12 protein-coding genes are annotated in these 13,014 nt (G+C 62.7%); all 12 read right to left on the bottom strand.

Going from position 1 to position 13,014, the window contains the following annotated elements; translation table 11 throughout:
- Positions 1 to 5 precede the first annotated feature (5 nt).
- Positions 6 to 611: a bifunctional pyr operon transcriptional regulator/uracil phosphoribosyltransferase PyrR gene (gene pyrR, locus VNN55_05245; GenBank protein ID HWO56952.1), complete on the bottom strand. Its 606-nt coding sequence runs from the start codon at positions 609 to 611 to the stop codon at positions 6 to 8.
- Between the two features lie 148 nt (positions 612 to 759).
- The gene (locus VNN55_05240; GenBank protein HWO56951.1) at positions 760 to 2,193 is read right to left on the bottom strand and encodes an ATP-binding cassette domain-containing protein; all 1,434 of its coding nucleotides are present in this window, start codon (positions 2,191 to 2,193) and stop codon (positions 760 to 762) included.
- 146 nt (positions 2,194 to 2,339) lie between these two features.
- Positions 2,340 to 4,178, bottom strand: a complete 1,839-nt coding sequence (locus VNN55_05235; GenBank protein HWO56950.1) for a hypothetical protein — start codon at positions 4,176 to 4,178, stop codon at positions 2,340 to 2,342.
- Positions 4,179 to 4,985: 807 nt separating this feature from the next.
- The gene (locus tag VNN55_05230; GenBank protein ID HWO56949.1) at positions 4,986 to 6,017 is read right to left on the bottom strand and encodes a DNA cytosine methyltransferase; all 1,032 of its coding nucleotides are present in this window, start codon (positions 6,015 to 6,017) and stop codon (positions 4,986 to 4,988) included.
- Between the two features lie 36 nt (positions 6,018 to 6,053).
- Positions 6,054 to 6,515 (bottom strand): very short patch repair endonuclease, encoded by a 462-nt coding sequence (locus VNN55_05225; GenBank protein HWO56948.1) that lies wholly within the window; start codon positions 6,513 to 6,515, stop codon positions 6,054 to 6,056.
- A 24-nt stretch (positions 6,516 to 6,539) separates the two neighbouring features.
- Complete coding sequence (gene gcvPB / locus VNN55_05220; GenBank protein ID HWO56947.1) at positions 6,540 to 8,018, bottom strand: aminomethyl-transferring glycine dehydrogenase subunit GcvPB; 1,479 nt, start codon at positions 8,016 to 8,018, stop codon at positions 6,540 to 6,542.
- Complete coding sequence (locus VNN55_05215) at positions 8,015 to 8,941, bottom strand: thioredoxin family protein (protein HWO56946.1); 927 nt, start codon at positions 8,939 to 8,941, stop codon at positions 8,015 to 8,017. The genes gcvPB and VNN55_05215 overlap by 4 nt, the downstream gene beginning before the upstream one ends.
- A 12-nt stretch (positions 8,942 to 8,953) precedes the next feature.
- Complete coding sequence (gcvPA, locus tag VNN55_05210; GenBank protein HWO56945.1) at positions 8,954 to 10,351, bottom strand: aminomethyl-transferring glycine dehydrogenase subunit GcvPA; 1,398 nt, start codon at positions 10,349 to 10,351, stop codon at positions 8,954 to 8,956.
- Positions 10,352 to 10,381: 30 nt separating this feature from the next.
- Positions 10,382 to 10,765, bottom strand: a complete 384-nt coding sequence (gene gcvH / locus VNN55_05205) for a glycine cleavage system protein GcvH (GenBank protein HWO56944.1) — start codon at positions 10,763 to 10,765, stop codon at positions 10,382 to 10,384.
- Positions 10,766 to 10,865: 100 nt separating this feature from the next.
- Positions 10,866 to 12,260: an acetyl-CoA carboxylase biotin carboxylase subunit gene (gene accC / locus VNN55_05200; protein HWO56943.1), complete on the bottom strand. Its 1,395-nt coding sequence runs from the start codon at positions 12,258 to 12,260 to the stop codon at positions 10,866 to 10,868.
- A gap of 24 nt (positions 12,261 to 12,284) precedes the next feature.
- Positions 12,285 to 12,467: a TRASH domain-containing protein gene (locus VNN55_05195; protein ID HWO56942.1), complete on the bottom strand. Its 183-nt coding sequence runs from the start codon at positions 12,465 to 12,467 to the stop codon at positions 12,285 to 12,287.
- Positions 12,468 to 12,724: 257 nt separating this feature from the next.
- Positions 12,725 to 13,014 (bottom strand): type IV pili twitching motility protein PilT (locus VNN55_05190; protein HWO56941.1); only part of this gene is annotated, 290 nt, incomplete at its 5' end.

The following is a 13,014-nucleotide window of genomic DNA, read 5'->3' as shown; positions in this document are numbered from 1 at the left end:
AGGCCTCACTCGTTGTTGAGCCCGAATTCAAGCGCCGGTTGGGGTTTCGACTTCTTGCCGGGAGACAGTCGCCCGACGATGACGCCATCGGTGCCATCCTTCTCCGCCAGTTGGACGACCACCTGCTCGCCGCGGGCGGTCGGCAGGTTCTTGCCGACGTAGTCGGCGCGGATCGGCAGTTCCCGGTGGCCGCGGTCGACCAACACCGCCAGTTGGATCGCGCGCGGCCGGCCCAGATCGGTCAGGGCGTCGAGCGCGGCGCGAATGGTGCGTCCGGTGAAGAGCACGTCGTCGACCAACACGGCGATCTTGCCGGTGATGTCGAAGAGGATTTCGGTGCGCTGCACCACCGGCTGGGCGAGCGAGCCGCGCAGGTCATCGCGGTAAAACGAGATGTCGAGATAACCGACCGGCGGGGCGCTGCCTTCCACGCGGTCGAGAACGCCGGCGATGCGGTCAGCCAACGGCGCGCCGCGGGTGCGGATCCCGATTAAAACCACATCGTTGAGGCCATCGTTGCGCTCGAGGATTTCGTGTGCGATGCGTTCGATGGCGCGGCGCATCGCGGCCGCGTCCATGACCGGACGTGACGAGATCAGATCGGTGCTCAAGAACTCCTCCTCAAACGGAGCGGCGCCGGAGATTGGAAATGTGGCCGGGAAATACGGTGGTCGGGAACAAACGCGGGCACTGCATCCAATCCTTTCCGGCCTCGCCGAACCGGGTTAAAGGCGGGGGCAATAAACACCCGTGGGCAGCTCAAATCCACGTCTTTTCCGGGAGCGGAAAGCCGATGTCCAACAGCGGCTTAGGGCTCGCTTCCACGCGGTCCCAATCTCCATCGAAGACAAGTTCACCCCCGCTTATGATCATTAAGCGGTGAGTCAACCGACGCAGAAACACGAGGTCGTGCGAGATGAGCAGATAGGAAGCGCCTCGTGTGCGCCAATGCTCCGTCAGGGTGCGCAGCATCGAGATTCCCGATTCGTCGAGTGCGGCCTGCGGTTCATCGAGGATATAAAGCGGGGCAGTCAGCGCGGCGGCAGCGGCTATGATCAGGCGGCGTTTCTGGCCGCCGGAAAGCGAAAACGGGTCGCGGCGGGCGAACTGGTCCGGCGGCAGGCCGACCAGTGTGAGATAATCCCGCACACGGTTCGCGATCTCCTGTTCGCCGAGCCCTTGGTGGCGCAACCCGACGGCGATTTCATCGGCGCAGGTGCGGCAGAAGAGCTGGCGTTCGGGAAACTGGATCAACATGACCGGCTGTCCGCCGACGCATGTCCGTGCGCCCTCGAACCGGTCGAGAAGTCCGGCGAGCAGGAGCGCGAGCGTGGTCTTGCCGGCGCCAATCGGACCGCAGAGGCCGATCGCTTCGCCGGCGCGAATCTCCAGCGAGACATCGCGGACTGGGTGCGGCGGGAGCGGCCATCCGGGATGGGACTTCTGGCCCAGTCCGCGCACGGACAACAGGACCGGACCGGATTCAGGGGGCGCCGGCGGCGAGGACACAACGGACGGATGCGAAATCGGCCAGTCGATGGAGGGCCCGTCATGGATGATGCGTCCACGGTCAAGCGCGATGACACGGTCGAAGCGGACGACATCGTCACGGTACTGCGTCACGAAGACGATCGCCGGCGTGTCATCGCCGGCCGACGGCAACGCGGCGAGGAACTCCCAGAGACGCCGTCTGCCGGGCGGGTCGAGATGGGAGGTGGGTTCATCCATGACGACCATGGATTTGCCGGAAGCCAGCGCGCAGGCCAGCGCGACGATCTGCTTTTCCCCTCCCGACAGGCGCCCGACCTCGGTCTTGGCCAGTTGAGTGAGCCCAAATCGTTCGAGCCAGTCATCGACGCTGGCGTCCGGATTGACGGCCTGCATCCGGTGCTCAATCGAGAGCGCGAGCTCCTCGGCGACCGTGGCGCCGAGCAGATTGTCCTCGGGAGACTGAAACGCAATCGCCCCGGTGGGCGGAATCGGCGGATGCCCATCCACGCTCACCGCGCCGGCAGACGGATTGATCAAGCCGGCCATCAGCAGCGCCAGTGTCGATTTGCCCGATCCATTGGGGCCGACGAGGCAGACCCGCTCGCCGGTTCGAACGGAAAACGAGACATCGTCCAGCGCGAGGACCTCGGTGCCATCCTCCTGACGGTAGCGCACGGACACATGGGCGCAGGACCACAACATGCGCGCGGATGATAGGGATTCGCGGGCGGAGATTGTACGGTGATGTTGTGGGATGATCGAGACCTTTGACGCAGCACCCGACAACGATGTCGGCAGCGATTGAATCCTAAGCTGATCGTTTGGCTTGCTGCGATGGCCACGCGGTCTCAGCGGACGGTGCGCAGGATGCGGTTGAGGCCTTCGTAGATGGCCGCGGCCGAGTCAGGCTGGTCCCGTTTTTCGAGGATCCCGGCCTTGATCTGCCAGGCATCGACCGTGAACGAGTCGATGGCGATGGCCGAATCGCAGTAGGCCAGCGCGCGCGGCAAGTCGCCCTTCTCGTTGAGCGCGTTGCCGACATAGGCGACCGCCAACCCGTAGTCGCCCGGCCCGCTGTGGTGGGCACGGCTGAATGCCTCGGCGATGCGGTCAAAGTCCTGTGTGGCGAGCGTATTGAAGGCTGCGTTGACCGCGTCGGCAAAACCGAGATCGGACCAGACGCTGTCGGGCGCGGTATCGATTCGCTTGCGCCGATAGACCGGCAACGAACCGCCATCGTCGGCGAAAAAAAGAAATCCGAAGTAATTGCGGCGGAAGCGCGAGTGCAAAAGCAGCGCGCGTTCGGCCGGCGCCGACGGCTTGTAGCCGGTGGAAAACAGAATGTACTCGGGGTTCTGCGCCAGCACATATCCGGCGTTGAAGTTGCGCTCCTTCCAGCTGGAACTGATGCCCGGCATGATCTCCGGGTGGCGTGCGATCTCACGATCGGTCAGGCCTAGCATGTCGATGACACGGCATCCCGGCAGCTCGTAGCCGAGCCGTCCGATGGTGGATGCGGCCACCGTGAAGGTTTGCGGACTGGAGGCGCGCAGACGCGCCGCGGTCTCGCGCATCTTGCCGGTGAGCGCCAACTCCAGTTTGTGGGTGGAGAGAAGCGGTGCCCGCGTCAGAAGCCATCCGGTCGTTCCCCATGCGAGGAGCAGCGCTGCGACGACCGTGGTGGCCCACGCGGCCCGCCAACGGGCAATGAACAGCGTGAGCCCGATCGCGCTGATGACAGCGAACACGGCCAGAAGCGGCACGAAGAAGCGGTTCGGGCGAAGCACATCGCCGCCGACAGCGACGACATAGAGCGCAAAGCCAACCCAAAGTAACGCCAAGACACGCAGACGTTGCCCGCCCCCCACCAGCGCCATCACAAGCGGAATCAGCGCCACCCCCCAGAGACCATAATCGCGGAGGAATTCCCAGAGGTAAACAAGGCCGCTGGCGAAATATTCGGAGGAAAGGCCGGTCTTGGCGTGGAAGGGATTGGGCAGCAGGTCGCCGTAATAGAGTAGTTTGAAGCCGGCGAAGGGAACTAAGGAGAGCCCCACGGTGAGCAACATCCACTGCAACCGCTGTCGGTCGCGGCCGACATACCACTCCCCTGCCGCCAGGAAGAGCCAGATCAGGCCGCCCTCGGGACGGGTCAGGATGGCGAGCGTGATCGGGATCACAGACAGGCGCGATCCCCGCCACCAGAGATAGATCGCGAGCGTCACCAGGAGACCGAAAAACGCGGTCTCCAATCCTGAGACCGCCCAGTAGGCGAGCGCGCCATTGGCGCCCAGCCAGAGCGCGATGCCCGCGGCCAGCCAGTCGCCCCGCGCAATGCGCAGACGCGCCGTCCAATCCTGGACCAGGAGCGCCGCGACAATGATCATCCCCGCCGCGCCGGTCAGTCCCAGCAGCTTGGCGGCGGCATCGAAGGAAAACCCCATGCTTCCGGCCAGCACCAGCAAGATCACCCAGAGAAAATTCGTGTACCCTTCGACGCGCTCGCCGATGTTGAAGACCAGCCCATGTCCGGCCAGCGCGTTCTGCGCGTAGCGGTAGGTGATGTACGCGTCATCCTGCGTGAACCAGAGGACGCGCGCCTGCCAGAAGAGGAGCGCGCAACCGATGACCACGCCGGCAATGACCGCCGGCATCGGCGAGGGGAACCCGCCGTCGTCGGTTGCCATCGGGGGCTGGCTCTGAGAGGTGGACTTTGTCATCGCGCGGCCAACCGTGTCGTGAGTGGTAGCCCTCAACGCAACATGGTTGTGGCGGATTAGTCAAAGACTTTGAGGCGATAGGAATGTCGCGGGCGGGGAATTCACTACGGATGCTGCGCTTAGGGTCAGGGACGGCAGAACGACAATAAAAAGTCAGTGCTGTATTTCAAGTCTCCTTTCCGCTGTGACTAGGGTTCGATGAACTCGACCCGAATTTCGTCTTAAGCCACTCATACACCGCTCTTTGATCGGAGTTGGCAGCGCGCCTCACGGCTCTTAAGAGGTTTACTGCACTCTGTTGAAGAATCAGATCTTGCTTACCTTGATTACAAGCCGAGCACAGAACTCTTAAGTTCTCAGGAGTGGAAGGCCCATCAGGGTCCTCATGGTCCAGGTGAAGTCTCACTTTCCTTCCGGGAGTCGTCGGATCCTCGTCCCCCACTCCACGCCCACACGCCGTGCAAGTGAATCCATTGCGCTGCAAGACAAACGCGCGAGTGCGAGCGTCAATCGCCCGTGCGAATCTATAACCCTCCCCTTTCTTCAGAGAAGCAAGCTTGTACTCGCCGGGCTTCAGTGCGGTGTCATCATGATGGCTGAGTATCTGCCAGCCCTCAGCCCGCAGTTCTCTGATGCGCCGTTGATAGTCAGAGATACCCGAGACGCGCTGGAGATCTTTGGTATTGACCTTTTCAGGAAATCGCTTCTTGAGATGGTCGAGAATCCGCTCCCGAGCCGCCACGCGTCTCTTGCTACCCGAAGTGCTGACTTTCTTCATTTTGATTCCGCCATCATCCTACTTTCTTGTGGCGTCCTTTGTCGGGGAACTACGTACGGTCGAATTGACAGGGCAACTGCTTTCGCAAGTAACGGGGGAACCGCGTTCCCAATCATGCGCGCGATCTCGATCTTGCTCCCTAAAAACTGAAAACTGTCCGGAAAGCTCTGAAGTCTAGCTGCCTCACGGTGAGTTATCGGGCGATGCGACTCGGGATGTAGGTAGCAACCTTTCTCGGGTTTATAGAATTCAGTACGTATCGTCAGGGATGGGCGGTCCCACCTCAGCCTTCCAAAGACGTCAGTGCTACCGGATTTCTTCTTTAGCCAGCAGGCAGGGGCCAAGTCTGGGCGTTTGCGAATAAGGTCGAAGCGATTCCCGCCGGGCGGGATACACTTGTACCTTTCCAACGAGTTCGGGCGAGGCGAACGACCGAAGTGAAGATCAAGATTGGTCGGTTCAATTGGGAGATCTCCGATGGCATCCCGAACAGTTCGTCTAATGCCGTTCGGAGTAGGCGGCATTGGCGGACCGATTATCGATCCGAGAATAAATCCTCGTCGCCGCTTCTGCGGGACACCGAATTCATAAGCGTTCAAAACGATTGGTAGTGCGCCATAACCAAGCCGTGCTACGGTACTCAGAAACAGTTGAGCTTGCTTGGATCCCAGGAATTGCGGGACATTCTCGACGACGAACGCACTGGGACGAACGACACGCAGTATTCTCAGAAACTCACGCCACAACTCATTCATGCGGACGTGCTCGTCTGAAGGGCTCATCTGCCCCAGCGGAGAGAATCCCTGACACGGTGGCCCACCAATGACAACATCCGCCTCTGGGAATGGTGGCTTGGCTTCCCGGATATCCCCGCAGAATACAGTATGACCGAAGTTCAACGCGTATGTTTCACAACTTGCGCGATCAAAATCCACAGCCCAAACGCTCCGAAATCCAGCCATTTCGAAGCCGAGACCAAGTCCTCCTGCACCTGAGAACAGATCGATGAATGTTGGTCTCTCTCTCATAACACTGAATGTATTTGGGCTAACAGTCACCGTGTATCACTTTCTGCTTAAGGCCAATCGGATACGGGTCAGCACCCACTCGGGGCGTCTCTTCAGATGGCACTCACGGATCCGAAGTACTCTCCATCCAAGCGACCTGAGCCGCCTCCCGAAGTGGTTGTCGCGCTTGATGTTCCGCAGGATCTTCGCCTCCCACCACCGTGCATTCGTCCGTGGCGTCAGATTGCGACAGTTGTGTCCATGCCAGAAGCACCCATCGACGAAGACTGCTACCCTCTCTCGATGCCAGACGAAGTCGGGGCGGCCAGGGAGTTGTGAGCCCCTGCGCCAGCCCGCGAGATGCTCTCTCCGAAGCATCGACATGAGTCTCAATTCCGTCGATGCGTTCCGAGAGCTTCGGATCTTGGACATGATTGCCGAGCGACTCATTCCGCCAAAGGTATCGACGGCGCGATCACTTCTAGCAGACCGACACACCAGAGATTCTCTTAGCTGCATTTCCGTGTGATCACGCCCAGGTCTCTACCCGCAATCCAAATCCCGCGCAGCTTTGGCCTCGTCGATGCGGAGGTATGGGGTGTCGTGCGGGGCATGGTTGACCAGATCGGGGTTTTCCTCCGCCTCACGGGCGATCTGGAGGAAGGCGTCGGCGAGGGCATCGAGGCGCTCCTTGCTTTCGGTCTCGGTCGGCTCGATCATGAGTGCCTCAGGGACAATCAGCGGGAAGTAGACGGTGGGCGCATGCAGACCGAAGTCGAGCAAGCGTTTGCCGATCGCGCCGGCGCGGACACCGTGCTTTTTCTGCCGGTTGGCGGAGGCGACAAACTCATGCATGCAGGGCCCCTCGTGCGGGATTTCGTAGGCGTCTTTCAGTCGGGCCCGGACATAGTTGGCGGCAAGGATGGCATCGCGCGAGACCTGCGCCAGTCCCTCGGCGCCCTGGGCGCGGATGTAGGTGAAGGCGCGCACGAGCACGGCAAAATTGCCGATGAAGGGATGGACCGATCCGATCGACTCCGGGCCGGGAGTCTCGCGCTGGTAGACATAGCGCGCATCGGCGTCGGCTTTCGCCTCTCCCTCGCGGGACTTTCGCACCACCCGCGGGCCGGGCAGGAATGGGGCCAGACCCTTCTTGGCGCCGACTGCGGCCGCGCCCGGTCCGCCGCCGCCGTGCGGGGTCGAGAAGGTCTTGTGCAGATTCAGATGCAAGATATCAAAACCCATGTCCCCGGCGCGCGCCAGCCCGAGGAGCGCGTTGGTGTTGGCGCCGTCGTTGTAGAGCAGCCCGCCCTTGTCGTGGACAATCCTGGCGATCTGGACGATGTCGCGCTCGAACAGGCCGAGCGTGTTCGGGTTGGTGAGCATGATGCAGGCCACGGTCTCATCCATCACCGATGCCAGCACCGTCGGATCGACCAGGCCGTGAGCGTTGGACTTGATCGCCAGGGGCTCGAACCCACAGAGGGCGACCGAGGCGGGATTGGTGCCATGCGACGAATCAGGGATGATGACACGCCGGCGATTTTCGCCGCGGCGCATGTGATAGGCGCGGGCCATGAGCAACCCGATCATTTCCCCCTGCGCGCCGGCCGAGCCCTGCAGACGCACCTCATCCATGCCGGTAATCACCGCCAGGTCGCGCGCCAGTTCCCACATCAGTTGCAGCGCCCCCTGACAGTCCTCGTCGGGCGTTTCGGGGTGCAAACGGGCGAATCCCGGCTTGGCGGAGGCGCGCTCGTTGACTTTGGGGTTGTACTTCATCGTGCAGGACCCCAGCGGGTAGATATTCTTGTCGATGTGGTGGTTGAGCGTCGAGAGGCGCGTGTAGTGACGCACCACCTCGATTTCGGCCACTTCCGGCCAGTCGGGCGGAGTGGCGCGCAGGAATCCGGCGGGCAGCCGCCACGCCGGGGAGGCCTCGGGAACATCGGAGGACGGCATGGCCACCGACTGGCTGCCGGGGATCGATAGGTCGAAGATCGTCTGGGCGATGGTGTTCATGGTGTCTGACTGCCTTGGTTGGCGGACGATGCCGCGGCGGAATCGGCGGCGGCCAGCCGGTTGAGTTGCCGCTGGACCCACTGGGTCTCAGAGGATCCGCTGCGTTCCTTGAGGAATTGCGTGAACCGTTTGGTCGCTTCCTTCCGGTCGCTGGCTTGGGCGTAGAGCCAGGCGGTGTACAATTCGGAGTCCTCGCGCCATTCGGATTCGGGGTGGTCCTTGATCAGTTTTTTGAAGATCTCAATCGCTTTGTACCAATTCTTGCGCTCGCGTTCGATGCGCGCCTCGGTGAAGAGAATGTCATCGACGACACCGAGCCCGCCGTCCTGATCCAGCAGTTTCGCCCGCGACAGATACTCGGCGGCGCGATCAAACTCGTTGCGCTCGATGTACTTCTTGCCCAGCGCAAGCAGCACCTTCGGGTCGTTCTTCGTTTCCGAAGTGAGGCGTTCCAGTTCCCACACCGTCCCGGTGCCTTCCAACGCGCGGGTCAGTTCCTTATCGAGTTCGCGCGGACCGAAGTAGCCGACAAAGCGGTCAACTTCGACGGCCTTGTCGGTGGCCAGGATGGTGGTCGGAAAACGGGAGACGCGGAACCGGGAGACGGTCGCCGTGTCGAGGTCGCCATCGATGCGGACAAACACCAGTGTCTTGGCGCGCTCGAGGATCTGCGTGTCGGTCCAGGTGGACTCGTTCATTGCCCGTGACCAGGGACACCATTCGGTCTGGAAGACCAGGAGCATTTGGCGCCGCTCGCCGGTGGCAATGCCCACAGCGCGGTCGAAAGACTCCTGCCAGACCGGGGCCGGCGCGCTGTCGCCGGCCGCGGGCGGCGTGGCGGCGGTGTCATCTTGCGCCAATACCGCCAATGGCCCAAGGGCCGTAAGCAGCAGCAAAGCGATGGCAGGCCGCAACGGTCGCATGGCGATTCCGCCCTACCGGGCGGCGGCTCCTCCCACAGTCATCGAGTCGGATGCGCCGGCGCCGGCTTGCTGGCCGGCCTCGCGCAGGGCCGCGACGAAGCGGTCAAGCGTGGCGCGGCTGTGCTTCTCGGTGACGCAGACCAGGAAACGCCGATCGAATCCGGGGAATCGTCCGGCCAGTTCGATCCCTCCGAGGATGCGTTGCTGACGCAGCCGCGCCAGAATCGTGCGGGCATTGGCCGGCGCCTCGACGACGAACTCGTTGAAGAAGGCGGGCCCAAACGGGACGCTGTAGCCGGGAATCCGTGCGATGTTCTCCGCGAGATAATGCGCGCGGTCCAGGCAGGTCTTCGCCAGCGTGGTGATGCCCTGCTTGCCGAGCATCGCCATGTAGATCGCCGCGCGTGTGGCCAAAAGCGCCTGCGCGGTGCAGATGTTCGAGGTGGCCTTTTCGCGGCGGATGTGCTGTTCGCGCGTCTGAAGGGTGGTTACAAAGGCCATCACGCCGCGGGCATCGACGGTCTTGCCGACCAGCCGTCCGGGGAGCCGGCGGATGAACTTCTTGCGGGTGGCAAACAGGCCCAGCAGCGGCCCGCCGAAAGCGGGCGGATTGCCGAGGCACTGCCCCTCGCCCACGGCGACATCGGCGCCGCATTCGCCGGGCGAGCGGAGAAGGCCCAGCGAAATCGGATGAAAGACCGCGATCAGAAGCGCGCCCCTGGCGTGGGCGATCTCGGCGCCGCGGGCCCAGTCCTCGAGGCCGCCGAAGTAATTCGGCGACGACATGATCACGCACGCGGCGTTGTCATCCACCAGTTGCGCCAGACGATCAAAGTCGGTGGAGCCGTCGGGACGATTGGCCGTTTCGATCGTGACGGTCTGCGCCGACAGATAAGTCTCGAGGATGCTGCGGTAGCGCGGGTTGAGGGCGCCGGCGATCACGATCTTGCCGCGTCCGGTCTCGGCCATTGCCAGCAGCGCGGCCTCGGCGGTCGCCGAGCCGCCATCGTACATCGACGCCTGCGCCACCTCCATGCCGGTCAGACGGCGCACCATCGACTGGTATTCGTAGGTGGCCTGCAGAGTCCCTTGCGCGACTTCGGGCTGGTAGGGCGTGTAGGCGGTGTAAAACTCCGAGCGCGCAGCGACATGGTCGACCGCGGCGGGGATATAGTGATCGTAAATGCCGCCGCCGAGGAAAGAGTCGAAGCCGCCGGCGACGGCATTCTTCGCCGCCAGTTGTTCGGCCAACAGATCGACATCGGATTCGGCCAGCGCCGGCGGGATGTCAATCGGCCCCTGCTGGCGGATTTCGGACGGAATCGGCCGGAGCAGATCATCGATCGAGCCGACGCCGATGGTTTTGAGCATCGCGCGGCGCCGCTCGTCATTGTGGGGCAGGTACGCCATGGTGATGTCTGACTTTCCGAAAGAGTGGGTTTAGTGTTGCTCGACGAGTTGGCTGTAGTCCTTGGGCGACAGGAGCGCGTTGGCCTCGGCGGCGTTGGCAATCTTGATCTTGATCATCCATCCGGCGCCGTAACAGTCCTGGTTGACGAGATTGGCCTCATCGGCCAGCCGCGTATTGACCTCACTGACCGTACCCGAAACCGGGGCATAAAGTTCCGATACCGCCTTGACCGCTTCGATCGTGCCGAAGGGTTCGCCGGCCTTGACGGCGGTGCCGACCGCGGGCAGTTCGACATAGACGACATCGCCCAGCTCACCCTGGGCAAAGTCGGTGATGCCGATGGTGCCGGTGTCACCCTGGATGTCCAGCCACTCGTGGTCTTTGGTATACCGGAGATTGTCCTTGATAATCACATGTCCTCCCTGTTGCGGGGAACATACCCAAAAAGACGCCGCCGGAGCAAGGACGGTTCCGGCGGCCGTGTCAGCGCGAGATGGTCCGGTGGAGAAATTGTCAGGCGGCCACGGCCTTGGCGGGCGTCTCGCCGATCGTCTTGGCCCGCGCTTCGGCGAGGAAGAAGCGCTCAACGAATGTCGTGTCGAAATGTCCCGAACGGAATTCGGCCGAGGCAATGACCCGCTTGTGGAAGTCGATGGTAGTGTGGATGCCCTCGATCACAAATTCGCCCAGCGCCCGCTGCATCTTCGTCAACGCCTCGTCGCGGGTTTTGCCATGCACGATCAGTTTCGCAACCAGGGAGTCATAGAACGGCGGGATGGTGTAGGCCGCGTAGGCGTGGGTGTCGACCCGGACACCGTGACCGCCGGGAACGTGAAACGAAGTGATCTTGCCGGGCGACGGGCGGAAATCGGCTTCGGGATTCTCGGCGTTGATGCGGACTTCCATGGTGTGCCCCGAGAACTTCACCTGCGACTGCGAGAAGGACAACGGCTGCCCGGCGGCCACCAGGATCTGCTCTTTGACCAGATCGATGTCGGTCTGCTCCTCGGTGACCGGGTGTTCGACCTGGATGCGGGTGTTCATCTCCATGAAGTAGAAGTGGCCCGTCTTGTCGACAAGGAACTCGATGGTGCCGGCGGATTGATAGCTGACGGCGTCGGCGCCGATAATGGCGGCCGCGGCCATCTGACGGCGGGTCTCGTCGTTGATCCCCGGCGACGGCGACTCCTCGATCAGTTTCTGGTGGCGGCGCTGGACGGTGCAATCGCGTTCGCCGAGATGGACCACGTTGCCGCGCGAATCGCCGATGACCTGGAATTCGACATGGCGCGGCTGCTCGATGTACTTTTCGATGTAGACGTCGGGATTATTGAAGGCCAGCTTCGCCTCGGTCTGGGCGGCAAGGATGAGCATTTCGAGCTCGCCGGGATCGCGGCAGATGCGCATGCCGCGTCCGCCGCCACCGCCGGCGGCTTTGATGATCACCGGGAAGCCGATGGCCAGCGCCGCCTCGCGCGCCGCCTGCGGGTCGGAGACCGGGCCGTCGGTGCCCGGGACGATCGGCACACCCGCTTCCTTCATCGTCTGACGGGCCGCGGCCTTGTCGCCCATGCGCCGGATGGTCTCCGGCGAGGGACCGATGAAGGTCAGCCCGCAGTCGATGCAGATCTGGGCGAAGTCGGCGTTTTCGGCCAGGAAGCCATAACCGGGATGAATCGCGTCGGCGCCGGTCACCTCCGCGGCGGCGACGATGCGCTTGGGATCGAGGTATGATTTCGACGGCGCCGCCGGTCCGATGCAAACGTCCTCGTCGGCAAAACGCACATGCAGCGACTCCCGGTCGGGCTCGGAGTAGATGGCGACCGTGGGAATGCCCAACTCCCGGCAGGCGCGGATGATGCGCAGCGCGATCTCGCCGCGGTTGGCGATGAGGATTTTCTTGAACATGGTCCGGGCGCGGAGACGGCGGCGTCAGTGGCCGTTGCGTTCGTCGTCTTCCTCGTCGTCCTCCAGCTCGTATTCCAACTCTTCGTCGTCGGCCTCGGCCACTTCGAACTCGTGCTCTTCAGCGCATGTCTTGGAGCAGTAGACATGCTTTTTCCGGCGGACCGGGGTGCCTTCGATCTCGACCCCGCAGTAATCACAGACTTGCATGCGTCCAGCCCTGCCTCGTATCGGTTAGTGCGGCGTCTCCCGGCGGGCGCCGTCGGAGCGCCGACCGGCGGAGACCGTGCGTTGTGCCAATGTGTTCCCCTGTCCCCCCGACGCAGACCCGGGTGCTGATACGCGTCAGCGTCGGCGAAATATCCACTGGCGGGGCGGAAGTCAAACAGAAAAAACCGAGGCAGAAGAGCGAAGCGCCATGGCGGTCGCGGCCGCCATGGCGCCCCGGTGGACTGTGAGGCGGTGTGTTACATCGAATTCTGACGTTCGAACTCCTGCCAGCCGCGGTCGGCGGCGCCGACGATCCCGCGCAGGCGCAATTCGAAATCCTCCGGGCTGGAGGCGGCGGCGATCGCGGTCTCATAGGAGATCACGTTCTGCCGGTACCACTTCATGATCGACTGGTCGAAGGTCTGCATGCCGTACTGGGTCACACCGCTTTCGATCAGGTCCTGGATCAGGCCGGTCTTCTCCGGATCGAGGATCGCCTCGCGGATGGCGGCCGATCCGATCATGATCTCAATGGCGGGGACACGTC

It is taken from the genome of bacterium, assembly GCA_035559435.1.
Lineage (GTDB): Bacteria > Zixibacteria > MSB-5A5 > WJJR01 > WJJR01 > JACQFV01.
The sequence above is the reverse complement of the archived record's forward strand: the minus strand, read 5'-3'. Positions and strand labels throughout refer to the sequence as shown.

Excerpts from the sequence above, each read along its gene's own strand:
- VNN55_05235 (HWO56950.1), bottom strand. The coding sequence starts at position 4,178 with ATGGCAACCGACGACGGCGGGTTCCCCTCGCCGATGCCGGCGGTCATT.
- VNN55_05230 (HWO56949.1), bottom strand. The coding sequence starts at position 6,017 with ATGAGAGAGAGACCAACATTCATCGATCTGTTCTCAGGTGCAGGAGGA.
- VNN55_05225 (HWO56948.1), bottom strand. The coding sequence starts at position 6,515 with ATGCAGCTAAGAGAATCTCTGGTGTGTCGGTCTGCTAGAAGTGATCGC.
- VNN55_05215 (HWO56946.1), bottom strand. The coding sequence starts at position 8,941 with ATGCGACCGTTGCGGCCTGCCATCGCTTTGCTGCTGCTTACGGCCCTT.
- gcvPA (HWO56945.1), bottom strand. The coding sequence starts at position 10,351 with ATGGCGTACCTGCCCCACAATGACGAGCGGCGCCGCGCGATGCTCAAA.
- gcvPB (HWO56947.1), bottom strand. The coding sequence starts at position 8,018 with ATGAACACCATCGCCCAGACGATCTTCGACCTATCGATCCCCGGCAGC.
- accC (HWO56943.1), bottom strand. The coding sequence starts at position 12,260 with ATGTTCAAGAAAATCCTCATCGCCAACCGCGGCGAGATCGCGCTGCGC.
- VNN55_05240 (HWO56951.1), bottom strand. The coding sequence starts at position 2,193 with ATGTTGTGGTCCTGCGCCCATGTGTCCGTGCGCTACCGTCAGGAGGAT.
- VNN55_05195 (HWO56942.1), bottom strand. The coding sequence starts at position 12,467 with ATGCAAGTCTGTGATTACTGCGGGGTCGAGATCGAAGGCACCCCGGTC.